The sequence below is a fragment of the Streptomyces sp. NPDC043996 genome (assembly GCF_056435225.1).
The window spans coordinates 395,383-418,550 of record NZ_JBWKEY010000001.1 but is presented as its reverse complement, the minus strand read 5'-3'; the positions used below and the strand labels follow the sequence as shown (position 1 = coordinate 418,550).

21 protein-coding genes are annotated in these 23,168 nt (G+C 72.4%); 20 read left to right on the top strand and 1 reads right to left on the bottom strand.

What is annotated here, in order from left to right:
- Positions 1 to 30 precede the first annotated feature (30 nt).
- The 10 genes from cpaB (at position 31) to AC07A4_RS01840 (ending at position 8,758) form a co-directional block, all read left to right on the top strand.
- A complete protein-coding gene (gene cpaB / locus AC07A4_RS01885) occupies positions 31 to 747 on the top strand; it encodes a Flp pilus assembly protein CpaB (protein WP_478591576.1) in 717 nt (238 codons plus the stop codon).
- Between the two features lie 110 nt (positions 748 to 857).
- Positions 858 to 2,483 carry a CpaE/TadZ family protein gene (locus tag AC07A4_RS01880; RefSeq protein ID WP_478591573.1) on the top strand — a complete coding sequence of 542 codons (1,626 nt, stop codon included), beginning with the start codon at positions 858 to 860 and terminating at the stop codon, positions 2,481 to 2,483.
- A gap of 179 nt (positions 2,484 to 2,662) precedes the next feature.
- Positions 2,663 to 3,085, top strand: coding sequence for a TadE family protein (locus AC07A4_RS01875; RefSeq protein ID WP_478591570.1), 423 nt, complete (start codon positions 2,663 to 2,665; stop codon positions 3,083 to 3,085).
- 4 nt (positions 3,086 to 3,089) lie between these two features.
- Positions 3,090 to 4,430, top strand: a complete 1,341-nt coding sequence (locus tag AC07A4_RS01870; RefSeq protein WP_478591567.1) for a CpaF family protein — start codon at positions 3,090 to 3,092, stop codon at positions 4,428 to 4,430.
- Positions 4,431 to 4,494: 64 nt separating this feature from the next.
- Entirely contained in the window at positions 4,495 to 5,442 is a 948-nt protein-coding gene (locus tag AC07A4_RS01865; protein ID WP_478591565.1) for a type II secretion system F family protein, read from the top strand.
- 64 nt (positions 5,443 to 5,506) lie between these two features.
- Positions 5,507 to 6,397, top strand: a complete 891-nt coding sequence (locus AC07A4_RS01860) for a DUF5936 domain-containing protein (RefSeq protein WP_478591563.1) — start codon at positions 5,507 to 5,509, stop codon at positions 6,395 to 6,397.
- A gap of 276 nt (positions 6,398 to 6,673) precedes the next feature.
- A complete protein-coding gene (locus AC07A4_RS01855) occupies positions 6,674 to 6,868 on the top strand; it encodes a hypothetical protein (RefSeq protein WP_478592844.1) in 195 nt (64 codons plus the stop codon).
- Complete coding sequence (locus AC07A4_RS01850; RefSeq protein WP_478592842.1) at positions 6,865 to 7,482, top strand: pilus assembly protein TadG-related protein; 618 nt, start codon at positions 6,865 to 6,867, stop codon at positions 7,480 to 7,482. The genes AC07A4_RS01855 and AC07A4_RS01850 overlap by 4 nt, the downstream gene beginning before the upstream one ends.
- A 32-nt stretch (positions 7,483 to 7,514) precedes the next feature.
- Positions 7,515 to 8,108 carry a hypothetical protein gene (locus AC07A4_RS01845; RefSeq protein ID WP_478591561.1) on the top strand — a complete coding sequence of 198 codons (594 nt, stop codon included), beginning with the start codon at positions 7,515 to 7,517 and terminating at the stop codon, positions 8,106 to 8,108.
- A gap of 47 nt (positions 8,109 to 8,155) precedes the next feature.
- Positions 8,156 to 8,758: an OmpA family protein gene (locus AC07A4_RS01840; protein WP_478592840.1), complete on the top strand. Its 603-nt coding sequence runs from the start codon at positions 8,156 to 8,158 to the stop codon at positions 8,756 to 8,758.
- A 13-nt stretch (positions 8,759 to 8,771) separates the two neighbouring features.
- Here AC07A4_RS01840 and AC07A4_RS01835 read toward each other — a convergent pair whose 3' ends face one another.
- Complete coding sequence (locus AC07A4_RS01835) at positions 8,772 to 9,281, bottom strand: N-acetyltransferase (RefSeq protein WP_478591559.1); 510 nt, start codon at positions 9,279 to 9,281, stop codon at positions 8,772 to 8,774.
- A 422-nt stretch (positions 9,282 to 9,703) separates the two neighbouring features.
- Between AC07A4_RS01835 and AC07A4_RS01830 the strand changes: the two genes are divergently transcribed.
- From AC07A4_RS01830 to AC07A4_RS01785, 10 genes are all read left to right on the top strand, one after another.
- On the top strand, positions 9,704 to 10,033 hold the full coding sequence (locus AC07A4_RS01830) for a hypothetical protein (protein WP_478591557.1): 330 nt from the start codon (positions 9,704 to 9,706) through the stop codon (positions 10,031 to 10,033).
- 135 nt (positions 10,034 to 10,168) lie between these two features.
- A complete protein-coding gene (locus tag AC07A4_RS01825) occupies positions 10,169 to 10,480 on the top strand; it encodes a pore-forming ESAT-6 family protein (RefSeq protein WP_478591554.1) in 312 nt (103 codons plus the stop codon).
- A gap of 83 nt (positions 10,481 to 10,563) precedes the next feature.
- Positions 10,564 to 10,983, top strand: coding sequence for a DUF6507 family protein (locus tag AC07A4_RS01820; RefSeq protein ID WP_478591551.1), 420 nt, complete (start codon positions 10,564 to 10,566; stop codon positions 10,981 to 10,983).
- Complete coding sequence (locus tag AC07A4_RS01815) at positions 10,980 to 13,874, top strand: hypothetical protein (protein ID WP_478591548.1); 2,895 nt, start codon at positions 10,980 to 10,982, stop codon at positions 13,872 to 13,874. The genes AC07A4_RS01820 and AC07A4_RS01815 overlap by 4 nt, the downstream gene beginning before the upstream one ends.
- A complete protein-coding gene (locus AC07A4_RS01810) occupies positions 13,849 to 14,736 on the top strand; it encodes a pentapeptide repeat-containing protein (protein ID WP_478591546.1) in 888 nt (295 codons plus the stop codon). Before AC07A4_RS01815 ends, AC07A4_RS01810 begins: the two co-directional genes overlap by 26 nt.
- 60 nt (positions 14,737 to 14,796) lie before the next feature.
- A complete protein-coding gene (locus AC07A4_RS01805; RefSeq protein WP_478591543.1) occupies positions 14,797 to 15,108 on the top strand; it encodes a hypothetical protein in 312 nt (103 codons plus the stop codon).
- 16 nt (positions 15,109 to 15,124) lie between these two features.
- Positions 15,125 to 16,459 (top strand): type VII secretion integral membrane protein EccD, encoded by a 1,335-nt coding sequence (eccD, locus tag AC07A4_RS01800; protein ID WP_478592838.1) that lies wholly within the window; start codon positions 15,125 to 15,127, stop codon positions 16,457 to 16,459.
- A 12-nt stretch (positions 16,460 to 16,471) separates the two neighbouring features.
- Complete coding sequence (locus AC07A4_RS01795; RefSeq protein ID WP_478591541.1) at positions 16,472 to 17,635, top strand: CpaE/TadZ family protein; 1,164 nt, start codon at positions 16,472 to 16,474, stop codon at positions 17,633 to 17,635.
- A gap of 13 nt (positions 17,636 to 17,648) precedes the next feature.
- On the top strand, positions 17,649 to 21,713 hold the full coding sequence (gene eccCb / locus AC07A4_RS01790) for a type VII secretion protein EccCb (RefSeq protein ID WP_478591538.1): 4,065 nt from the start codon (positions 17,649 to 17,651) through the stop codon (positions 21,711 to 21,713).
- The gene (locus AC07A4_RS01785; protein ID WP_478591536.1) at positions 21,710 to 23,140 is read left to right on the top strand and encodes a DUF6177 family protein; all 1,431 of its coding nucleotides are present in this window, start codon (positions 21,710 to 21,712) and stop codon (positions 23,138 to 23,140) included. The genes eccCb and AC07A4_RS01785 overlap by 4 nt, the downstream gene beginning before the upstream one ends.
- The last annotated feature ends 28 nt before the right edge of the window (positions 23,141 to 23,168 follow it).

The following is a 23,168-nucleotide window of genomic DNA, read 5'->3' as shown; positions in this document are numbered from 1 at the left end:
GCTGCACGATCGAGGTAGGTAGTCCGGCCCATGAACTCACGCCAGCGCCGCGGTGTCATCCTGCTGGTCCTGTCGGTCCTGTGCGCGATCGGCGCCTTCGCGGGCGTCCTTTCGGTGATCCGGGACGCGAACTCGAAGGTGGGCCCGGAGACCGACGCGTACGAACTGAAGGCGGACGTCGCGCCCTACAAGGAGCTGGAGCCGGGGCAGTTCAAGAAGGTCACGATGCCCGAGCGGTGGCTGTCCGAGAACGCCGTCACCAACCTCCGGGAGATCCGCGGGAAGATCGCCGTCACCCAGCTGCGCAAGGGGTCGCTGCTGCAGAGCGACATGATCGTGAAGCGGCCCGAACTGGAGCCGGGGCAGCAGGAGATCGCCATCATGATCGACGCGGCGACCGGCGTCGCCGGGAAGATCACCCCGGGTTCGACGGTCAACATCTACGCCACCTTCAAGGCCGAGACCGACCGCGGCAAGGACCAGTCCAAGGTCATCGTGCAGGGCGCCAGGGTCATCGACGTCGGCAAGCTGACCGCACTCGACCCCGACCGGGACCGCGACGATCGCAGCCGCCGCCGTGCCGACGAGGCCGTGCCCATCACGTTCGCCCTCGACACCCGCGACGCCCAGCGCGTCGCGTACGCCGAGTCGTTCGCCTCGCACGTCCGGCTCGCCCTGGTCGGGCAGGGGGGCGAGGCGGACGTCCCGCGCGGGGACCGTACGTACACCCTCGACGAGGACAAGTAGGGGAGCCGCCGGATGAACGGTCCCTCGTACCGCCGCGCCGGAGCGGAGCGCCGTGCCGCAGCGGGCCACCGCGCCGCCGCGCGCCGCCGCCCCGCCCAGGGAGGCCGCCCATGACCATCCGCATCCTGCCCGCCGTCGGCGACATGGAGGCGGCCCGCGCCCTCACCGGCCTCGCCGCCCAGCTCCCGGACGCCGAGCCCGCCGCGCCCGTCGCCGACTCCACCGCGCTCCTCGACACCCTCGCGCAGCTCGCCGCCGAGTCCCTCGAGGAGCTGCCCGAGGTCGTCCTCGTCCACGAGCGCATCGCCCCCGTCCCGGCCCTCGACCTCATCCGCGACCTCGTCCTGCGCTTCCCCGCGGTCGGCGTCGTCCTCGTCAGCGCCGACTCCAGCCCGGCCCTCCTCACCGCCGCCATGGACTGCGGCGCCCGCGGCATCGTCACCTACCCGCTCGGCTACGACGCCCTGGCCGAGCGCGTCCAGGCCGCCGCCTCCTGGGCCACCGGCATGCGGCGCCACCTCGGCACCGGCGCCGTCGAGCTGTACGGCGCGGCCGCCGGCACCGCCGCCCCCGGTGGCGGCCAGGTCGTCGCCGTCACCGGCGCGAAGGGCGGCGTCGGCACCACCCTCACCGCCGTCCAGCTGGCGCTCGCCGCCCAGGCCTCGGGGCGCACCGTCGCCCTGCTCGACCTCGACCTCCAGTCCGGCGACGTCGCCTCCTACCTCGACGTGCAGTTCCGCCGCTCCATCGCCGACCTGGCCGCCATCAGCGACCTCACCCCGCGCGTCGTCCAGGACGTCGTCTACGCCCACGAGACCGGCGTCGGCCTGCTGCTCGCCCCCGCCGACGGCGAACGCGCCGAGGAGATCACCGACCGCGTCGCCCGGCAGACCGTCAGCGCGCTGCGCGGGCGCTACGACGTCGTGGTGGTCGACTGCGGTACGTACGTCACGACGGCGGGCGCCGCCGTCGTGGAGATGGCCGACCAGGCCGTGCTGCTCCTCACCCCGGACGTCGTCGCCGTACGCGCCGCCAAGCGCATGGTCCGGCTCTGGGACCGCCTCCAGATCCGCAAGGCCGAGGAGACGGTCACCGTCGTCAACCGGCAGGCTCGCGGCACCGAGATCCAGCCCTCCCTCGTCGCCCGCGTCACCGGCACCCGCGCCGCCCGCACCACCGTGCCGGACGCCCCCAAGGAACTCCACACCGCCGTGGACGCGGGCCGCCTGCACGACCTCGACGCCAAGTCCACCGTCAAGCAGGCGCTGTGGGGCCTCGCGGGCGAACTCGGCCTGGTGGAACCGGAGGCCGGGAGCGGCCGCAAGGGCGGGCGCGGCCTGCGGCGCGCCGCGAAGTCCGACCGGGGCGCCGTCACCCTCGAATTCGCCGGGATGTTCCCGCTGCTGCTCGCCGTCGTGGGGCTGCTGTGGCAGTGCGCGCTGTACGGGTACTCGTACTCCCTGGCGGGCAACGCGGCGGACGAGGCGGCGCGGGCCGCGACGGCGGCACTCGCCGTGCAGGGCGGCGACATGCAGGGCGCCTGCTCGCAGGCCGGACAGGAGCATCTGCCCTCGGCATGGCAGGACAGCGCCGACATCTCCTGCGGCCAGGACGGCGACGTCATCAAGGCCCGGGTGACCTTGCAGGTCCCGGTGTTCTTCCCCGGCGTCGACGCGGGCTGGGAAGTCGACGCGGAGGCGGGCGCCGCGGACGAGAGCGAGGAGGGGGCGTCGTGACGGCCTTTGGATCGGCTCGGGGGGTGGGTTTCGGTTCGGGTCGGGGGGTGGGTTTCGGGTCGGCCCGCCGCGCACCCTTCGGGTCTCCCCGCCGCGAGGCGTCCGGACCGGCCCGGCGTACGGCCTTCCTGGCGCCTCGCCGTGCGGCCTCCGGCAGCGCCGACTCAGGTCAGGCGCCGGTGCGCCGGGGGCGGGCGCGGCGCTCGTACGACGACAAGGGTGTCTCCATCCTGGAGTTCGCGGGCTTCCTGCCCGTCCTCCTCCTGGTGGGCCTCGCCGCCATCCAGCTCGGCCTCGTCGGGTACGCCGCCAGCCAGGCCGGATCGGGGGCGCGGGCGGCGGCCCGGGTCGCCGCGCAGGGCGGCGACGGAGAGGCCGCGGGTCTCGCGGCGATGCACTCCGGCCTGGACGCGGACGTATCGGCGCCGCGCGGCCCGGAGACGACCACCGCCACCGTCACCGTCCAGGTCCCCACCCTCCTCCCCTTCGTGGACACCGACTGGGAGGTCGAGAGGACCGTGACCATGCCCACCGATGACACCGACGCCACCGGAGACAGCGGCGGCCCCGGCGGCCCCGGCGGCTCACGGACAGGAGGCTGACCGGATGAGCCTGCGCTCCCGCATCGCGGCGCCCGACACCACCGCCGCGCCCAACCGCGACGACGGCCTCGTCGCCACGTACCGCGCCAAGCTGCTCGAAGAGATCGACCTCGCCGAGATGTCGTCCCTGACGGCGGCGGACCGCCGGGTCCGGCTCGAGCGGGTGCTCGGCCACATCATCAGCCGCGAGGGCCCGGTCCTGTCCGCGTCCGAGCGGGCCCATCTGATCCGCAGGGTCGTCGACGAGGCCCTCGGGCTCGGCGTGCTCGAACCGCTCCTCGCCGACGCCTCCATCACGGAGATCATGGTCAACGGCCCCGACTCGATCTTCGTGGAGCGCGCGGGCCGGGTGGAGCAGCTGCCCCTGCGGTTCGCGTCCGAGGACCAGCTGATGCAGACCATCGAGCGGATCGTCTCCACCGTCAACCGCCGGGTCGACGAGTCGAACCCCATGGTCGACGCCCGCCTGCCCACCGGCGAGCGCGTCAACGTGATCATCCCGCCGCTGGCCCTGACCGGGGCGACCCTCACCATCCGCCGCTTCCCGCGCGCCTACACGCTGCCCGAGCTGATCGGGCTCGGCTCGCTCGACGAGCACATGCTGATGCTGCTCGCCGCGTTCGTCCGCGCCCGCTTCAACGTCATCGTCAGCGGCGGCACGGGCTCCGGCAAGACCACCCTCCTCAACGCGCTCTCCGGACTGCTCCCGGCCCATGAACGCATCATCACCATCGAGGACTCGGCGGAGCTCCAGCTGCAGCAGGAGCATGTGATCCGCCTCGAATCCCGCCCCCCGAACGTCGAGGGCAAGGGCCAGATAACGATCCGCGACCTCGTCAGGAACTCGCTGCGCATGCGCCCCGACCGCATCATCGTCGGCGAGGTCCGCGGCGGCGAGACCCTCGACATGCTCCAGGCGATGTCCACCGGCCACGACGGCTCCCTGGCCACGGTCCACGCGAACACCGCCGAGGACGCCCTCACCCGGCTCCAGACCCTGGGCTCCATGTCGGAGGTGCAGGTCCCCTTCGAGGCGCTGCGCGACCAGATCAACTCGGCCGTGGACGTCGTCGTCCAGCTCGCCCGCCACGCCGACGGCTCCCGCAAGGTCGCCGAGATCGTGCTCCTCGTCTCCCACGGCCGCCAGCAGTTCCGCATCGCCCCCGTCACCCGCTTCGTCCCGCACCCGATCGGCCCCGACCGGGTCGTCCACGGCTACTTCGAGCACCTGCCGCTGCCACGCCCCGTCGCCGAGCGCCTGTACGTCGCGGGCGAACCGGTGCCGCCCGGCTACGGCGTGGCCGAGGCCATCGACGTACTGAACACGCGCGAAGCGATCGGCTGAGGAGCCCGCGAGACCGACAGCCGCCCGCGAGACAGCTAGACCCGAGGAGACATAAGGACCCCCGATGAACAACCCCACGCTCCTGGCCCTGGGAGCCACCCTCCTCACCGGCACGCTCGCCGTCGCCGGGCTCCAGACGTACGCGTCCGGGCGCGCCCAGCGCCAGGCCCTGGAGGACCGCCTCGCCGCCGAGGGCGGCCCCGCGGCCCTGGAGAGCGGCGGCCGCAGGCGCCGCTTCACCGCCGTCGACCGGCGGCTGCGCCGCACCCGCCTGGGCCGCGAGCTCCAGCTGCGCCTGTCGGCGACGGGCCTCGACCTGACGCCCGGCGAGTTCTTCTCGTACGTCACGGCGGTCGTCGCCGCCGTATGGCTGATCGCGGCGGCGTCCCTGGCCCCCTTCTTCGGCCCGATCGCGGGCGTGGTGGCGGTCTGGGGAGCGGTCATCTTCCTCAACTGGCAGCGCCAGAAGCGCATCGAGGCCTTCATCAACCAGCTCCCGGACGTGGCCCGCATCCTCGCCAACGCCACGGCCGCGGGCCTGGCCCTGCGCACCTCGCTCGCCATGGCGGCGGAGGAGCTGGAGGCGCCCGCGGGCGAGGAACTCTCCCACGTGGCCCACCAGCTGACCCTCGGCCGCTCCATCGACGACACCCTGGAGGAGCTGGCCAGGCGGCTCCCCTCGCGCGAACTGATAGTGCTGGTCACGACGTTGGTCCTGTCCAACAAGGCGGGTGGCTCAGTCGTCAACTCGCTGCGCAACCTCACCCAGACCCTGGAGGACCGCAAGGAGACCCGGCGCGAGGTCCGCACGATGCTCTCGGAGGTCCACGCCACGGCCTTCACGGTCCCGCTCCTGGGCCTGGGCTCCCTCCTTCTGATCAACTCCTCGAATGAGGGCGCCCTGGAACGCGTGACCGGCTCCCCGCTGGGGCAGACCTTGATCCTGATCTCACTCGGCCTCTACGCGGTGGGTTTCTTCGTGATCCGCCGCCTCGGCAAGATCGAAGTATGACTCCGGGCCGCGCGCACACGACGACTCCGGTACGCGACGACACGGGACGGGAGGTGGAACGCCCATGACGGCACTGCTCCTTGCCGCGCTGATGGGCCTGGCCGTGGCCGGGGCCTGCGCCGGCATCCGCATGTACCGCGCCGAGGCGAAGCTGCCGCCCGACCTCGCGGTCGCCCTGGAGGTCGGCGCGAGCCGCGTCTCGGCGGCGGGCGGGGCCGTGGACCGCCTGGGGATGCGATTCGCGCCACTGGTGCTGCGGCTCATGGGCCCGAAGCGGGTCGCGGCGAAGCGCCGCAAGATAGACATGGCGGGCAACCCCGGCGGCCTCACCATCGACCGCTACGCCGCCCGCCGCGCCGTCTACGGCGTCTTCGGTGTCGTCCTCGGCCTGGTCTTCCTCACCAACGGCCAGCCGCTGTTCGCCGCCATGACGTTCGCCTTCGGCGCGCTGGCCGCCGACGCCCTGATCTGGCAGGCCATCCGCGAACGCCGCGAGGTCATCGACCGTACGCTCCCCGACTTCCTGGACGTCCTCGCCGTCGTCGTCTCCGCGGGCCTGGGCTTCCGGCAGGCCCTCGACCGGGTCGCGGAGAAGTACGAGGGTCCGTGGGCGGATGAACTCCGCATCACCCTGCGCCAGATGGACATGGGCGTCAGCCGCCGCCAGGCCTTCGACGAACTGCGCAAACGCAACTCCTCCGAACAGGTCGCCCAGTTCGTCTCCGCCCTCCAGCAGGGCGAGGAACTGGGCTCCCCGATCGCCGAGACCCTGATCCAACTCGCCACGGACATGCGCCGCACCGACGCCCAGAACTCCCGCCGCCGCGCGGCGAAGACCATCCCCAAGGCGACGTTGGTGACGTTGGTGTTCATGCTGCCCGCCACGATGATGCTCATTGGGGCCGGGATGTTCCTGGGGTCGGGGTCGGACTTCGGCTCGATTCTGGGGCGGTGATGTTCGTGAAAGGTTCTTCGACCGTGCAACCCGGTGTGGGACAGTCGCCGAGGGGCGATGGACCACCGCGGGAAGGGCACGGTATGAGGCCGTCGCGAGCGAATGAAGGAACGAGGAAAATACGCCAACTCGTGTGGGGTCCCGCTAAGGGGTTGCGCGAGCGCTCCCCAGGGGCACGTGTTGTGGCGTACGTTGCGCGAATCGAGCGCGGAGTCGGGTTCCGGTGGGAGAGAAAGGTCGTCCGTCGTGCTGAAGGAACGCGTGCTGGAGGCATGGGTGAAGTGGACGCTGACGGTGTCCTCACGTGTGAGTCGGGTCCGAGGGAGCGAGGGAGACCGGGGGGCGGGTTTCGTCGAGTACGCGGGGTTGATGATTCTGATCGCCGGGATCTACACGCTGATCGACGGGCTGGCGCTGGACAGCAAGATCTCCAAAGCCATCGGCGACGCGGTGGGCGACGTCATCGGCTGACGATTGGCTCCTTCGGGGACGATCGGGGTCAGACGCTGCCGATCTACATATGGCTGACCGCCATCTTGCTCTTCGTCGCACTCGCGTTCTTTGCCTTCGCCCAGGCGGCGTCCGCGCGGAACGGTGCTCAGTCGGCCGCCGACGCAGCCGCGTTGGCCGCCGCGCAAGCTGCGCGGGACGACTTGCTCGAGGAGTTGGGAAAGGCGATCGAAGCCGGGGAGGACGGTGATTGGCTCGATTGGCTCGAAGGCCGTGAGCATCCGTCCGGTGACGGAGGGCCAGAGGACGCGGCAGGGGTGTTGGCCGCTGACAACGACTCCAAGGTCACGGGCTTCGATCGGAGCGAGGTCAACGGCTACCTGGGTTACCAGGTGCAGGTCACGACCAACTACACCGTGGGCGACTCGATCATCCCAGGCACGGAATCGCAGCATGCGAAGGCCGACGCGACCGCCGTCATCAAGCCTCGGTGTGACGTCGGCACACCGACTGACCCGGAAGAATCGGTCGAGTTCTCCTGCGACGGTGAAGTGACCGAGATCGATCCGGACGACTTCGACCTGGACGACTTGCCGGATGCCTCGGACCTCTTCTCCGTGCGTCTGGCCAAGTGACAAGTGACGACTGGGAAAAGGAAGCCGCTGAAATGAAGCTTCGGCGCACCATGAAGACCCGCAGGGTAATGACCGCGGTGGCGATCACGACTGGGTTGGTCCTCACGGTGGCCAGCTGCGGTGGCGGGGACGACGACGACTCGAAGTCGGACAAGAAGAGTTCGTCCGCCCCGCCCGCCGACAACGGTGACGATGGGGGCAAGGAATCGAAGGAGCCAAACGAAGACCAGCCCCTCGCCGAAGCCAAGGGCGACGGTGTCAATATCGTGATCGAATCGGCCCAACGGGATGCCGGTGGCTTCCTCACCGTCTCGGGCAAGGTGACCAACGCGTCCGGAGGGCTCTGGACCGGTGGTGAGTGGCGAGGCGACGAGCGGGAACTGCGCAAGAACGGCGGGTCGATAGCCGGCGCGAGCCTCGTCGACAGCACAGGCAAGAAGAAGTACCTGGTGCTGCGTGATACGAGTGGCCGCTGCCTTTGCACCAAGTTCGAGGGAGGCGTCGAGTCCGGCCAGACGGTCGAGTGGTTCGCTCAGTTCCCGGCTCCGCCCGAGGAGACGACCAAGGTCAGCTTCCAAGTCGGTGCGATGCCACCCGCCCCCATCGAGATCTCCGAGGGCGAGTGACCATGACCCCCCGCCCCCGGAAGCCGACGGCGATCACGGTGACCGTCATGGCCGCGGCGCTCGTCCTCGTGGCCCCGCAGGCCTGGGCCGACGACGACCCCTCCGCGCCCCCTGGCTCCTCCACCACCTCCCCGCCCCCCAAGGTCGACGCCAACAGCCCCGGGCTCAAGCTCGCGGACGGGGCGACGCTCGCGCCCGCCAAGGTGCTGGACATCAAGTCGGTCGTCGAGGACCTCGGGGGCGAGGAGCGCAGGGAGGACACCAACACGGACGTGAAGTTCGCGCTGCAGGCGGAGGTTCTCTTCCCGAAGGACAGCGCGAAGCTGAACCCGGAGGGGAACGCCCGCATCGAGGCGATCGCCGACGAGGCGAAGGTGCAGAAGGCCACGGACGTCCGCGTCTTCGGCTTCACCGACAACCTCGGCAGCTACGCCCACGGCAAGAAGCTCTCCAAGGACCGCGCGGAGGCCGTACACGACAAGCTGGCGAGCTTCCTCGGCCCCGAGGTCACGTACTCGGTACGCGGCTACAGCGAGGACTACCCCATCGCGGACAACGGCTCGGAGGAGGGCCGGAAGAAGAACCGCCGGGTGGAGGTGTCGTTCCCGAGGGGAGGGACGGGGGACAGCGGGACGCAGGGCCAGCCCTGAGGGCGGGCGGCGCCTACCCCCGCCCGGTAGTCGACCGGTAGCGCACCTCTTCGAACGGCCAGGACGTCGCCAGCCAGTCGGCGAGCGCCTCGGCCAGGGCACCGTCCAGCTGGCGGCGGTCGGCCCGCACCCAGGAGCGCACGACGGCGGGCACGACACCGGGCGCGCCCTCGGGCTCACCGTCGCGCGGCGGGTAGACGTACACGCATCCGATCACGTCCCCGCCCGGCTCCTCCAGGACCGTGTACGTGAATCCGCGCCGCGCGTCGAAGTCGTCCGCGTGGGATTCGAGGTCGCGCAGGTTGTCGGCGAGGCTCATCCCCTCGACCGGGGGCCACCCGCGCTCCCGGAAGTCAGGGGTGGACCGGATGTACGCGATGCTCGCCGTCCAGGCGGCGTGATCGGCGTCGTTGTGCTGAGGCCCCAAGGGCTCAAGGCGGAACCCGTCACCGGCGAGGGCGAGGGGGACGACGAAGTCGGCGGGGACGAAGGCGGAGTCGGGGGCGGAGCGGTGGGAGGACATGCGGCGCATGGTAGGCAGGCGGTGCCGGGGGTGACGAGGGAGTTTCGGCCGCGTCCGACGACACCCCGGCGCACGGGCACGCCGGACCGCCCGTGATGACCCGCGGGCACCGCCGATCGTCTCCCGCCGTCACGCACCCACCGCGCGGTTCCAGCCACACCGCACGTGCACGGCAGCACCCCAACCTCCGGCACGGCGGGCGGAACTCCCGGATTCCGCGAGGTCGGTGGGCCGCGTCCCCCGCGACCCCGGTGGCGCGATCGCGCCACCGCCGCTCCAACCGCGTTGCGTCTGCAACGCGTCGTGCGTGAGCATGTCCGTTGCGCTACGCGCCGTGTGTGACGCGCGGGCGGACGGTGAGATGACGGCTCCGGTGCGACGACAGGGTGTGCCGGACGAGTTGGGTCTGGGGGTGCGAGTGCGTGAAGTTCGACATGGGTGACACGACGCTTGCCGTACTGGGGAAGAACACGGCGGGTTCGAGTGACGACTTGGGGGCGCTGATCAGGGCGCTGGTGTCGGCGGCCGAGCCGCTGGAGGGGAAGTTCAACGGGGCGGGCAAGGCCACGTTCGACTCGTTCAAGCTGCGCGCGGACGAGATCACGGCCGCCCTGAACGGCTCGCTGCAGTCGATCCTCGGCGGTCAGGCGGGCATGGACGAGGCGTTCGCGACCGGCACGCAGGAGCAGTCCGACAACGCCCACCGGAACATGGGCGCGGCCAACTTCCAGGCGGCCCGCTTCTCCGGCTGAGCGACGGCCACGGGGTCGTACGGGACCGTGCAGGTCCGTACAGGTCCGTACAGGTCCGTACGGGGCCGTACAGGGCCCCGAATTCCACTTCGACATGTCCCGCGACATGTCCACCGCGACACGGGGAGTTCTGCCATGGCTGGCAATCAGGACCGGCGTTCGTACGACACGGGCGCCTCCGCCGACGTACAGGGCGGTCTGCACATCGTCATCGGGCAGCTGGAGCGGGTGCTCGGCGACCGCGACCGCGCGGTGAAGGCGGCGATGGCCGACTACCAGGCCGACGGGGTCTCGGACGAGTACCACGGCAAGGAGGCCCGCTGGAACAAGGCGGCGAACGAGGTCCGCGAGATCATCCGCCTGGTGCGCTCGACGCTGGAGGAGAACGACGGGACGGCGCAGACGACGCTGGCCAGGGCTCGGGCCGCGGTCAACAACATCGGCTGAACGGCTCCCGGCGGCGGGAGGTTCGAAGGACGTCCCGGAAACCGCGACGCGGTCCGGGCCGACGGGGATCGAGGGGGCGTGCAGTGACGGCGTGGGACATCCAGCCCGGCGGGGTCGGCGGTGTGTTGCAGCGGGCCGGGGGCGCGGCCGAGCGCATGGCGAAGGCCGGCGGCGAGATGCAGAAGACGCTGCCGGGCGCGGCGGCCTCGGCGGGCACGATCGCCGAGGGCGGGCACGAGGGGGACGGGAAGCCGGGGCCGGACGGCAAGGGCGGGAAGCAGGGGCCGGTGGCCTCCGCCCTCGGGGTGTTCGCGCGGCAGTGGAACGACGACCTGCTGTCCATCTCGCGGCGGGCCGCGAGCTCCCTGCTCGGCGCGCACTTGGCCACCCAGGCGTACGTGCGGGGCGATCTCAAGATGGCGGCGAGCAAGAACCGCGACGCCATCAACGGCATCGTGCCCGACATGCCAGGAGCCAAGGGCGGCGGGGGTGGTGGGAAGTGAGCAACGAGCCCATCGACCCCAACGGCATCCCCCAGTTCACCGGTGACCTGGAGCAGTTGGAGCGGGACGTGTCCGACCTGCGGCGCGAGGCGTCGCGGTTCCGGGACGCGGGCGGGGACGTGCACTCCGACTTCCAGGGGCTCTCGGCGTTCTACGAGGCCCCGGAGGCGGAGCAGCTGTTCGCCACGACGAAGCCGGTCCAGACGACGGCGGACGCGTTCGCCGACGACCTGGAGAAGGTGGCCGGGGCGCTGAGCGGTTACGCGACCCGGGTCCGGCCGATCGTGAAGAAGCTCAAGGACCTCCAGGTCGAGGCCAGCGCCTTCTACATCGATGAGGTCTCCACGGACGACGACTGGCGCAAGGATGACGACAAGCGGGATCACAACAACCGCCTTGTGGAGGAGGTCAAGGCCGCCACGCAGGCCTTCCGCTCGGCCGAGATCGACTGCCACAACAAGATCACGACGCTGGTCGGCGGCGTTCAGCTGAGGCCCAGCAGCGACGGCACGTCCAGCTGTGACACGTACGGCTATACCGATGAGGTGCTCGACCAGGCGGAGAAGTTTCCCTGGGGCGGGAAGGTCGAGAAGGACCGCGACGGCCTGGACTGGCTTGCACACAAGGCGGTGGACGTCGGCAAGGGCTTCTTCGTGGACGGCCTGGGCGGTGCGGCGAAGGCGCTGTACACGCTGGTGGGCGGGGACGGCGCGGACGCCGCCGGGGAGGCGTGGACGAACCTGGCCAAGCTGGGGACCGGTCTGGCGCTCACCATGAGCCCGGCGGCCAGTGCCTTCTGGATGGTCAAGGACGACCAACTGCCCCCTTGGCTGCGGGATTCCCGCCGGGCCGTCGTCGACACCGGCAAGGGCCTCATCGCGTACGACGAGTGGAGCAAGAACCCGGCGCGGGCGGCGGGCCTCGTCGGCTTCAACGCGATCACCATCCTGGCGACGCGGGGCGCCGGTGCCGCCGCCAAGGGCGGCGCGGCGGCGAAGACGATCTCGGGCATCAGCAAGTTCGGCCGCGCGGTGGATCCCTTCACGTACGCGGCGAAGGGGGTGCAGTTCGGGGCCACCAAGGTCGGGGACCTGATGGTGCGGCTGAAGGACCTGCGCCCCGGCGCGGCCGCGGGCCTGCCGGACGGTTTGTACCGGCCGGTGGAACGGGGCGCGGGTGCACCTACCAGACCTGCTTCGCTGCCTGATGACGCGATGTTCGTGGGCACTGACGCCAAGGGCAACGCGGTCTACATGACGGACAGAGGAGTCATCTCCGTTCACCGCGGCCCCCTCGACGTGCCCGAGCCCTCACGGGTCGCGCCACGCCAGCCGGTGCTGGTCGGCGCGCGGGACGGCGACGGAGCGCTGGGTCCTGGCGGCACGGCGGGCGGCGACCTGCCCGGAGGCGCCGCGGCCGGCGAAGGCATCGGCTCGGCCGGTCGGCACCTTCCCGGCGGTGGCGCGTACGACGCGGGCCGCGGAGCGGCAGCCAGCCACGATCCGTCCGTCGGCCACCCGGACGCCCACCCCGGATCGGCTCGTGGAGGAGCCGCGGGGCATGCCGGTGATCCGGCGGGTGGGCGGGGTGACGGTGCTCTGCCCGGTGAGGGGCACGGCGGTGGCAGCGGCGGCGCTGGCGGTTGGGGTGAGGGCCCACCAGGGGACGGCCCGCTCGGCAACTCGGCGGACGGGGCTTGGGCCGGTGAGAACGGCCTGCGGCTCAGCCCGGGCGAGAATTCCGCGGTGGACGACTTCCTGCGGCAGTCGGCGGACGCCGAGCCGCACATCACGCAGGCCATGCGGGACGTCACGCGGAATGTGGGTGACGGACGGCTGATCGGACTCGATTTCCGCCTCAAAGGAGAAGACTCCCTCAAGCGGAAAGTCGCCACGGATCTCCTGGAAGACGCCGGGCTCACCCATGAGTACGCCCTTGGCGGCATCAAGGACTCCATTCGTTACACGGTTGAAGTCCCCACGCGCAACTACACGCGTGGTGTCCAGCAGGTGCTCGAAAGCCTCGAGGCGCGCGGTTTCACGAATGTCACGTTCAAGAACACCTGGGACGCGCAAGGGTATAAGGGAATCAATTCGACATGGCGTGACCCGAGGACGGGAAGGGTCTTCGAAGTACAGTTCCACACACCGGAGAGCTTCGCGGCCAAGATGGACGGCCACGCTCTCTATGAGAAGGAGCGCCTCCCCGGGGTGTCCCATGAGGACCTCGCTGCGATCCGGAGCGAGCAGCGGGACCTTTTCGGCAGAGTCCCCGTCCCCTCCGGAGCCGACGTGCTCCACCTCGACGACTCCTTGCGTGGCACGGGCTCCGCTGACACGGTCGCCCCCGGCCCGGGTATGCGGGGAGACCAGTCCGTCCACGGCAATGGGCCGCCGGACGAGCTGTCGCCCGCGGGCCGTGCTGAGAACGACAAGCACCTGCACGGCCTCGCGCAGCGGCATGTTGATGACTTCGACCGGCTGAAGCAGGACCCGGACCACAAGGGGAAGGTCAAGCCGTCCGAGATGGACGAGGCCCGAGTCGCGCTCGACCTGCGGGAGAAGGGCAAAGTGCCGACTGATATCCAAAGGCCGCCGGGTGCCAACCAAGGGGATTTGTATTCACCGGGTACCGGAGAGTTCTACGACATCAAGGGAGTGCACTCGGACTGGCCGCCGCTCAATAACGTCCGTGACAAGTCGCTTCCGTTCAAGGGAGCGTACAATCCGGCGAACAACGAGAGCTGGGTGCGGAAGCTGGAGGACCAGATCGTCACCAGAGGGCGTCTGGTTATCCTCGACATGCGCAATGCCAATCAAGCGGCGATCGACGATGTGAGGGCGATCGTCGAGCGAAACGGGTGGAGTGATCGAGTTGTCTGGTATCCGTGACGCGGGCCGGCACGTCAGAGCGATGCCGCGTGACGGCGAAGCCGTGGCAGCCCTGCGGGAGTGGACGGAACGCCCCGACTCCCTCCTGGACGCCTCGGGGCTCGACCTGTCGGGTGCCGACCTGTCGGGTGCCGACCTCGCGATGAGCCTGTTGACGCGGACGGTTCTGCGCGGGGCCAGGCTTGTGGGCTCGGACCTGTACCGGGCGCATCTTGAGGGAGCGGTTCTCGACGTGGCCGACTTGTCCCAGGCGTCCCTCGTGAAGGCGGAGCTCGACGAGGCTTCTCTGCGGGGTGCCACGCTCGATGCAGCGGATCTCGGCAGCTGCGAAATCTGGTCGGCGGACGCGCGGTCGGCCCGCTTGCGTGGAGCCAAGCTCGACGGCGCCTCACTCCTTGGTGTCAGGCTGCAGGGAGCCGACCTTACGGGTGCCTCGGTGCGGGAGACTTCCCTGAAAGCCGAACTCGACGGCGAAACGGTGGTGCGGGACCTCTCCGGAAGCCTGTACGGCCCCGCGGTCATCGAGGATGAGGGTGCTCGGCGTGAGATCGCCGGTTCGGAGCTGGAGCGGTGGCTGAACGGCCGCGGTGCTCGCGTGCGCGTTCTGAACTCGCCTTCCGTCGAGGTGACGTACTACGCCAAGGTCGGTGAGGGCTATTCGCGTGCGAACCCTCGCGGGGTTGTCAGGCGGCGTGTTGTGGACGGGGTGTCCTATGACGAGGCGTTCACGAGGAACCTGAGGTGGGAGTCCACCGAGTACCTGAGGCGCTATGAGCTCGGGCACAACGAGGTCAGCCACGTCGAGATCACCGAGGCGGAGGCATCCGCGTTCATCCAGGCGGTCACGAGCAGGCTCTCCTAGCGGGTCGACAGGGGATGGCGGCATGGCGCGGTGGGGACGGACGGAGAGGCGGGGACGGTCATGGCGGCCCAGGACTACGACAGTCAGTTGCTGGAGAGCGTTTCCGTTCGGCGGCGGCGGCTTCGGGACGCGTTGTTGTTCGGTGCGGAGCGGCAACGGCGGGGGATGGATGAGCGGTTGGGGAAGGTGTTCGGGGGGATCGTGATCGCGGCCGTGATGGGTGCGGGGTGCGTGGGGTGGTCCTTCGTCGAGCATCGGGTGATGAAGGAGAGGGAGAAGCAGAACGAGAGGTCGGGGGTTTCCTCTTCGGTTTCGCAGGTGTCTTCGGTTGGTGCGGCCGAATCACCCGTCATGGCGGCATTCTCTCGGTGATAGGTTCGAACTTGTGATATCTGCGGGGGCGTTGAGCCGGGTGACCTTGGTGGGGGAGCGGCGGCGGGTGGATCTCGTGCTGCCCTCGCGGGAACCCGTCGGACTGCTGCTGCCCGAGGTGTTGCGGCTGCTCGACGACCGGGTGGGCGAGCGGCCGCAGTTGCGGTACCTCGTCGGGGTCGACGGGACCGCGATCGCGCCGGACGCCACGCTGGAGTCGGCGGGCGTCGCCGACGGGGCGGTGCTGCGGCTCGTGCGTGCCGAGGACGCGCCCTCGGCGCCGGTCGTGCACGACGTCACCGACGAGGCCGCCGACGACGTGGACGTGCGCGGTTGGCGGTGGGGGCCGCGGGCCCGGAGCGTGGTGTGCGGGGTCGCCGCGGTGGCGTGGGCCCTGGCCGCCGGGGTCCTTGCCCGGCAGGAGTTCACCGCCGGGCGGGCGGGCGCCGGACTGGTCGGGGCGGCCGTCGTCGTGGGGCTCGGCGGTGTGGTGTGCGGGCGGGTGCGGCGTACCGCGCTCGCCGCGACGCTGATCGCCGCGACCGCCGGACTCGGCCTCCTCGGGGCCTGGAGCCTCGCGGACGCCGGTGGCTGGCCGGTGGCCGGACGCCTGGCCGGCGCGGGCGGCGCCCTCGCCGTGGCGCTGCTGCTCCTCGGATGGTGCACCCCGCTGGGCCGCGGCGCGTTCGCCGGCTGCGGGGCGCTCGTCGGAACCGTCGCCGCCTGGGAGGTGGCCCTCGGCCTTCAGGGCGGCGAGGACCCGGCGCGTGTCGGTGCCGTACTCGCCGTCCTCTCGGTGGTCGCCCTCGGCGTACTGCCCCGGCTCGCCCTGATGGCCTCCGGCCTCTCCGGGCTCGACGACCGGCGCTCCGCCGGGGCGTCGATCAGCCGGTACCAGGTCGGCGTCGCCCTCGCCGCCACGCACCGTGGCCTGGCCCTCGCCACCCTCGTCCTCGCCGCGTCCGCCGCCGTCGCCGGTGCGCTCGTGCTCGGTGACGTGTCGGCGTGGTCGGTGCCGCTCGCCGTGGTGACCGCGCTGGTGCTCGCGCTGCGGACGCGGGCCTTCCCGTTGGTCGGCGAGGTGGCCGTGCTGCTCGTGGCCGCGGCCGTCGTGGGCGCCCGGCTCGCCTGGGTGTGGCTCGGCCACTCCGGCGCCCCCGGCCCGCTCGCGCTGCTCACCGGGCTCGCCGTCGCCCCGCTGCTCATCCTCGCCGTACGCCCCGCCGAGCACGTACGGGTCAGGCTGCGGCGCGCCGGGGACCTCCTTGAGTCGGTGGGCGTCATCGCCCTCGTGCCGCTGCTGCTCGGCGTGTTCGGTGTGTACGGGCGTCTGCTCGACACCTTCGCGTAGGAGGTGGGGGACATGGCACAGGGGCGGGACTGGCAGCGCGATGTGCTGCGGGAACTGAGCGCGCCTACGAGTACGGGTACGGGTACGGGCACGGGTACGGGCACGGCGGAGGGGGGTGCGGTGGAGACGCGTACGCCGATCGCGCCCGCGGCCTCCGACGCCTCGGGCACGGAGAGGTTCCCAGCCACACCGGCCACACCGGCCACCCCACCTGTCCCTGCCGCACCGGCCACCCCACCCGTCCCAGCCACCCCAGCCACTCCCTCCCCCACCCCCACACTCGACCCCCGCCTGGCCCTGGCCCGGACCCGCCCCCCGCACGGCGACTCCGCCCTCCGCCGCACCAGCCGCACCCTCCGCAGGCTCACGGCGTCCGCCGCGCAGGAGGTCGCCGAGGAGTCCCGTACCGCTCGGGAGATCCAGCAGCCCGTCACCACCGGCCGCGTTCTCGCCGTGACGTCCATCCGGGGCGGTGTCGGCAAGACGACGGTCGCCGCGCTGCTCGGCCGGGCGTTCACGCACTACCGGCACGACCCGGTGCTCGCCCTGGAGGCGGACGCCGCGCTGGGGACGCTGCCCGTGCGGATGGGCGCGGATTCGGTGCGCTGGGCGTGCGGGGACCTCGCCCGGATGCTGACGCCCGACATGCGGCTCACCGACCTCACGGGCTATCTGGTGCCGGTCAGCGACGGCGGCTGGCTGCTGCCCGCGAGCCGGGGGCAGGTCGGCCCGCCCCTGGACGTGGCGACGTACCGCACCGTCACGCTCGCCCTGCGCCGCTACTTCGCCGTCACCGTCGTCGACTGCGAGACGCTGCCGGGCGAGGTCGCCCGGACCGCCATGGACACCGCGCACGCCCGTGTCGTGGTCGCCCCGATGACGCCCGAGGGCGTGGGCGGGACCCGGCTCGTCCTCGACTGGCTCGGGCAGCTGCCGCACTCGGCGCTCGCCACCACCGTCGTCGCGCTCAGCGCGGGCGCGCCCGACATGACCCTGAACACGAAGGCCGCCGCCGCGCACCTGCGGGAGACCGGGGTGACCGTCGTGGCCGTGCCGTACGACCGGCACCTGGCCGGTGGCGGCGCCATCGACCCGTCCCGGCTCGCCGACGCCACCCGGCAGGCGGCCACCCGGCTCGCCGCGGAGGCGATGCGGCGCGCGGTACGGGTGCGCTGAGGAGAGGCCCACGATGACCCACCACCTCGTCCACCGCCCGGCCCGCTCCACGCGCCCCCCGGCCGCCCCCGCCCAGCACGTCATCGAGCCGCCGCCGAACCTGCCCGAGGGCAAGACGGGCAACGCGGCCACCGCGCTGCTCCCCATGGCCGGGGTCCTGAGCTCGGTCGTGATGATGACCGTCATCCGCAACAGCCAGTTCGCCGCGCTCGGCGCCATCGTCCTGGTGTGCGCGCTCCTGGGCGGCGTCGCCCTGTTCTGGTCGCAGCGCGGCAAGGCACAGCGCACGCGCCGTACGCAGCGCGAGCGGTATCTGGAGTACGTGGAGGAGCAGCGCGTCGAACTCGGGGGTACGGAGAGGGAGTTGCGGCAGCGCGCCCGGCTGCTCAATCCGCCGCCCGTCGCCCTCTACGACCTGGCCCGCGACCCGGCCCGCCGCTGGGAGCGCCGCAGGGCGGACGCCGACTTCCTCGACGTGCGCGTCGGCACCGGTGCCGTGCCCGCGCAGGATGTGGTGATCGGGCAGAACAGCGCGAGCGGGGTCCTTACGCCGCCGGACCCGTTCATGCTCAACGAGGCGCGCGCCCTTCAGGCGCGGTTCGCCGTCGCGCCCGACTTCCCGCTGACCGTGCCGCTCGACCGGGCGGGCAACGTCAGCGTCATCGGCGACCGGGACGGCGTACTGCGCGTGGCCCGCGCGCTGCTCGCGCAGACGGCCGTCACGCACGCGCCGGACGACGTGGCGATCGCCCTCGGCGTGCCCGGCGACCGCATCGACGACTGGGAGTGGGCCAAGTGGCTGCCCCACGTCCTCGGCCCGGACGCCGCCCCGGAGGCCTCGGACGCCGCCCCGGAGGCCTCGGACGGCCCCGACGCGCCCGTCGCCGTCCGCCGCATCGCCCCCGGCCTCGCCCCGCTCGCCCGCCTGTGCGCCGCCGACCTGCGCCGCCGGGCCTCGTACGCGGCCGAGGTGCGGCGCGGCCTGTCCGACCGGCGGGCGCTCCTGATGGCGGACCGGATGCTCGTCGTCAGCGACGCGCACGGCGGGACGGCCGTCGAACTGCCGCGCCCGGACGCGGCGGTGGGGCTCGCGGAGATGGGCGTCACCGTGCTGCACCTGCTCGCCGAGCAGGTCCACGAGCCCGACGAGGTCAGCGTCCGCGTCACCGTCGACGGCGACGAGGTGACCGTCGAGGACCTCAGGACGCCCGAAGGGCGCCGCTCCCAAGGCATCGCCGACGCGCTCGGCGTGCCCGGCGCCGAAGGCCTCGCCCGGCTCGTCGCGCCGCTCAGGCTGTCCGCCGAGTCCGCCGCCGACGGCACCCCGGTGTCGGGGCCCGTCGACTTCCCCGCGCTGCTCGGCGTCGACGACCCCGCCGCCCTCGACCTGCGCCACCTGTGGTCGCCGCGCGGCGACCGCGACGTCCTGCGCGTGCCCATCGGCGTCGACGACCGGCACGAGCCTGTCCTGCTCGACCTGAAGGAGTCCGCCGAACTCGGCATGGGACCGCACGGCCTGTGCGTGGGCGCCACCGGCTCCGGCAAGAGCGAACTCCTGCGCACCCTCGTCCTCGCGCTGACCGTCACCCACCCGCCCGACGACCTGGCGATGGTCCTCGTCGACTACAAGGGCGGCGCGACCTTCGCCCCCTTCACGGGCCTGCCGCACGTCGCGGGCGTCATCACCAACCTGGAGAACCAGGCCGACCTCGTCGAGCGCGTCCACACCAGCCTCGCCGGGGAGATCACCCGCCGCCAGCGGGTCCTGAAGGACGCGGGGAACGTCGCCGACATCGGGCACTACGCCGCGTTGCGCGCCAAGGACCCGGGCCGGGGTCTTGAGCCGCTGCCGCACCTGTTCGTCGTCATCGACGAGTTCGGCGAACTCATCACCGCCAAGCCGGACTTCATCGACCTGTTCCTGTCCATCGGGCGGATCGGCCGGTCCATCGGCGTGCACCTGCTCCTGTCGAGCCAGCGCATCGAGAGCGGCAAGCTGAAGGGCCTGGAGACGTATCTGTCGTACCGGCTCGGCCTGCGGACGTTCTCCGCCGACGAGTCCCGCACCGTCCTCGACACCGTCGACGCCTTCCAGCTCCCGCCCCTTCCCGGCTTCGGCTATCTGAAGGTGGACACCTCGACGTACACGCGCTTCAAGGCCGGGTACGTCTCCGGGGCGTGGCTGGGGCCCGCCCTGCCCGACACGGTCGACGCCGGGCCGCGCGCCTGGGCCTATCCCGCGTTCAACGCGCCCGCGCGGGACGCCGAAGCCGCTACGGAGGCGTCCGGCGCGCGGGAGCGGGAGACCGGCGCGCGCGAGCGGGAGACCGGGCCCACCGTCATGTCCACCATGGTCGACCAGCTCGCCACCGCCGCCCCGCCCGTGCGCCGCATCTGGCTGCCGCCGCTGCCCGACGCCATCGCCCTGGACACCGCGGCGGGACCGCTCGGCGTCTCCGGGCGCGGTCTGCACCTCACCCGGTCCGACGGCCATCTGCGCGTGCCGCTCGGCATCCTCGACGACCCGGCGAGGCAGTGGCAGGGGCGGTGGACCCTCGACCTGAACGTCGCGGGCGGACACGTCGCCGTCATCGGCGGCCCGCAGTCCGGCAAGACCACCCTCCTGCGCACCCTCACCCTGTCCCTCGCGCTCACCCACACCCCGGCCGAGGTGGCCGTGTACGGGCTCGACCTGGTCGGCGGCGGGCTCACCGCGCTCGGTGGCCTGCCGCACGTCGGGGGCGTCGCGTCGCGCGCCGACCGCGAGCGCCTCGCCCGTACCGTCGCCGAACTGACCGCCCAGCTCGCCCTGCGCGAAGAGCTGTTCCGCGAGCACGGCATCGACTCCCTGGACCACCTGCGCCGACTGCGCGCCCAGGGCGGCCTGCCCGAGCTCGGCTCCACCGACCTGGTCCTTCTCGTCGACGGCTTCGGGGCGCTGCGCGAGGAGTACGAGGACCTCGACGACGCCGTCGCCGACCTGCTCAAGCGGGGCGGCGGCTACGGCATCCACGTGGTCGCGGGCATGCTGCGCTGGAACGACGCCCGCATCGCCACCCAGTCCCTGTTCGGTACGCGGATCGAGCTGCGCCTCAACGACCCGAGCGACTCCACCGTCGACCGCAAGCTCGCCGAGACGTTCACGGCCGCCACCCCCGGCCGGGCCCTCACCAGCGGCAAGCTGTTCGCGCAGACCGCGCTGCCCCGCACGGACGGCGGGACCGGCACCGGTGACCTCGGCACCGCCCTGGAGGACGCGGCCCGCACGGTCGCCGCCACCTGGCACGGCGAACTCGCCGCCCCCGTCCGGGTCCTGCCGCTCGACCTGCCCGCCGCGCGACTGCCCTCGCCCGCCGCGGCACCGGACCTGGTGCCGATCGGCGTCGACCAGGACACCCTCGGCCCCGTCCACCTCGACCTCTTCGACCGCGACCAGCACCTCCTGGTCCTCGGCGACAACGAGTGCGGCAAGACCAACCTGCTCCGCCTGATCACCCGTCAGCTCACGGCCAGGTACGGCCCGGAGGAACTCGTCTTCGGCGTCTTCGACCCCCGCCGGGGCCTGCGCGGACACGTCCCCGAGCCCTATCGCGGCGGCTACGCCCACAACGCCAGGCTGGCCGCCGCGCTCGCCGCCGGCATCGCCGCCGAACTCGACAAGCGCCTCCCCGACACCGCGGACCCCGACGCCCCCGACCCCGCCGAACCCGCCTTCACCGGCCCCCGCGTCGTCATCCTCGTCGACGACTACGACATCCTCGCCACCGCGGGGCAGCAGCCCCTCGCCCCCTTCCTGCCCTACGTCTCGTCGGCCCAGGACATCGGCCTGCACTTCGTCGTGGTCCGCCGCGTCGCCGGGGCGTCCCGGGCCATGTACGAGCCCTTCCTCACCGCCCTGCGCGAGACCGGCGCCACCGCCCTCCTGATGACGGGCGACCGCACCGAAGGCCAGCTCTTCCCCGGCGTCCACCCCTCCGCGCAGCCTCCGGGCCGGGGCACCCTCATCCGCCGAGGCCACCGCCCCCGCCTCATCCAGACGGCCCTGACCAGCGAAACCGCCGCCGAGGAGACCCCGTGACCAAGGACGTCATCGCCCTGACGCCCACGATGCCCGACCCGATGGCCCTCCTCGCCGGACTCCACGCGGGCGGGCCCGGCCTGGGCGTGACCACCAGCGCCGATGACGCGGTCATCCACCTGTGCACGTCCGGGGGGCGCCCCCTGGTGTCGGTCGAGGCGCCCGTCATCGTGCACACCCCGGGCGAGGCCGAGCGGCTCCTCGGCGACGAGGTGCCGGTGCCGGAGGTGCCGTACTGGTGGACCGAGGCGCGCGCCTCGACCGCCGTACCGGGGGCCGATGACCTCGCCGGGTCCTTCTGCGGCCGCCTCACCCTGCTGCTCGGGGGGACCGCCTGGCCGGGGGACGCCGCCACCGTACGCGTCGTCGAGACCCCCGGCGACCGCGACCTCACGGCCGTCCCGGCACCCGAGGGCGCCCTGCCCGCCGTCGACGTCCGCACCGAATCCACGGCCGTCGTCATCGCCGACCGGCCCGTCGTCGCGCTGACCGCCTGGCTCTCGGACGTGCTGCGCGCCACCGTCACCTCCGGCCGCGCCCTGCACCTCGTCACCCCGCCGCACGCCCGCCTGACCCTGCCCCTGCGCACGGCCCTGTCAGGACCGCCGAACCGCTGGGTGGTCCAGGACCCCGACCAGGGCTACTACGACGGCCTGTCCGGAGCCGTCCTGCACTGGCGGGGCGGCACCTTCACGCCCGTGCTCGACGAGCACGGCGATGCCACCATGGCGGAGGCCTTCAAAGCGTCCGCGCCGGGCACCGACCGGCAGCTCACCCTCTCCTTCCGCACCCACCACGCCCCGGACGCCGCGCTGGTGCTCGGCCGCTCCCTGGAGACCGCGTGGCGCCACCTCACCGGCGCCGCCCCCGTCGGCTGGGGCACCGCCGAACCCATCAACCTGCCGTGGTCGCCACGCCAGTTGACCGACCTGGCCCGGGGCCGCGCGCCCGACCCGAGCCACCTGCTCGCGGTCGGCGCCGCCGGGCGGCCCGCGCTCGCCACCCTGCGCGTCGCCCGCACGGAGTCCGGCGTGGCCGAGGACGTCACGCTCACCCTCGGTCTTGGCGCCGACGAGCCCCCGCCGCTCGACGCCGTGGCGCCGCTCGCCGAGGCGCTGGTGGCCGAGCACGGCCTGAGCACCCTGCTCGTCCTCCTCCGCCGGGCCCGCCGCGACCTCACCGTCCCGGCCCGCTTCGAGCTGCCGCCCGTCCCGGTCTCCTTCACCCTGGGCCCCACCGACGTCCGCGCCATCGGCCTCGCCCACGCCGCACGGCCGCCCCTGCCCCGCCGCCCCACCCGGCTCGGCCCCGCCACGACCCCGGCCCTGCACTACGCGTTCGGCGACGGAACCGACGCGTCCGCCTGGACCGACCTGGCCGCGCTCACCGGCCACCTGAGGATCCCGGGACCGGAGCGCTGGGCGTGACCCGCCTCCGCCGGGCTTCGTACGATCA

Coding starts and splice junctions, on each gene's coding strand:
- AC07A4_RS01795 (WP_478591541.1), top strand. CDS start 16,472: ATGGCACAGGGGCGGGACTGGCAGCGCGATGTGCTGCGGGAACTGAGC.
- eccCb (WP_478591538.1), top strand. CDS start 17,649: ATGACCCACCACCTCGTCCACCGCCCGGCCCGCTCCACGCGCCCCCCG.
- AC07A4_RS01870 (WP_478591567.1), top strand. CDS start 3,090: ATGAGCCTGCGCTCCCGCATCGCGGCGCCCGACACCACCGCCGCGCCC.
- AC07A4_RS01860 (WP_478591563.1), top strand. CDS start 5,507: ATGACGGCACTGCTCCTTGCCGCGCTGATGGGCCTGGCCGTGGCCGGG.
- cpaB (WP_478591576.1), top strand. CDS start 31: ATGAACTCACGCCAGCGCCGCGGTGTCATCCTGCTGGTCCTGTCGGTC.
- AC07A4_RS01845 (WP_478591561.1), top strand. CDS start 7,515: ATGAAGCTTCGGCGCACCATGAAGACCCGCAGGGTAATGACCGCGGTG.
- AC07A4_RS01835 (WP_478591559.1), bottom strand. CDS start 9,281: ATGTCCTCCCACCGCTCCGCCCCCGACTCCGCCTTCGTCCCCGCCGAC.
- AC07A4_RS01880 (WP_478591573.1), top strand. CDS start 858: ATGACCATCCGCATCCTGCCCGCCGTCGGCGACATGGAGGCGGCCCGC.
- AC07A4_RS01805 (WP_478591543.1), top strand. CDS start 14,797: ATGGCGGCCCAGGACTACGACAGTCAGTTGCTGGAGAGCGTTTCCGTT.
- AC07A4_RS01840 (WP_478592840.1), top strand. CDS start 8,156: ATGGCCGCGGCGCTCGTCCTCGTGGCCCCGCAGGCCTGGGCCGACGAC.
- AC07A4_RS01825 (WP_478591554.1), top strand. CDS start 10,169: ATGGCTGGCAATCAGGACCGGCGTTCGTACGACACGGGCGCCTCCGCC.
- AC07A4_RS01865 (WP_478591565.1), top strand. CDS start 4,495: ATGAACAACCCCACGCTCCTGGCCCTGGGAGCCACCCTCCTCACCGGC.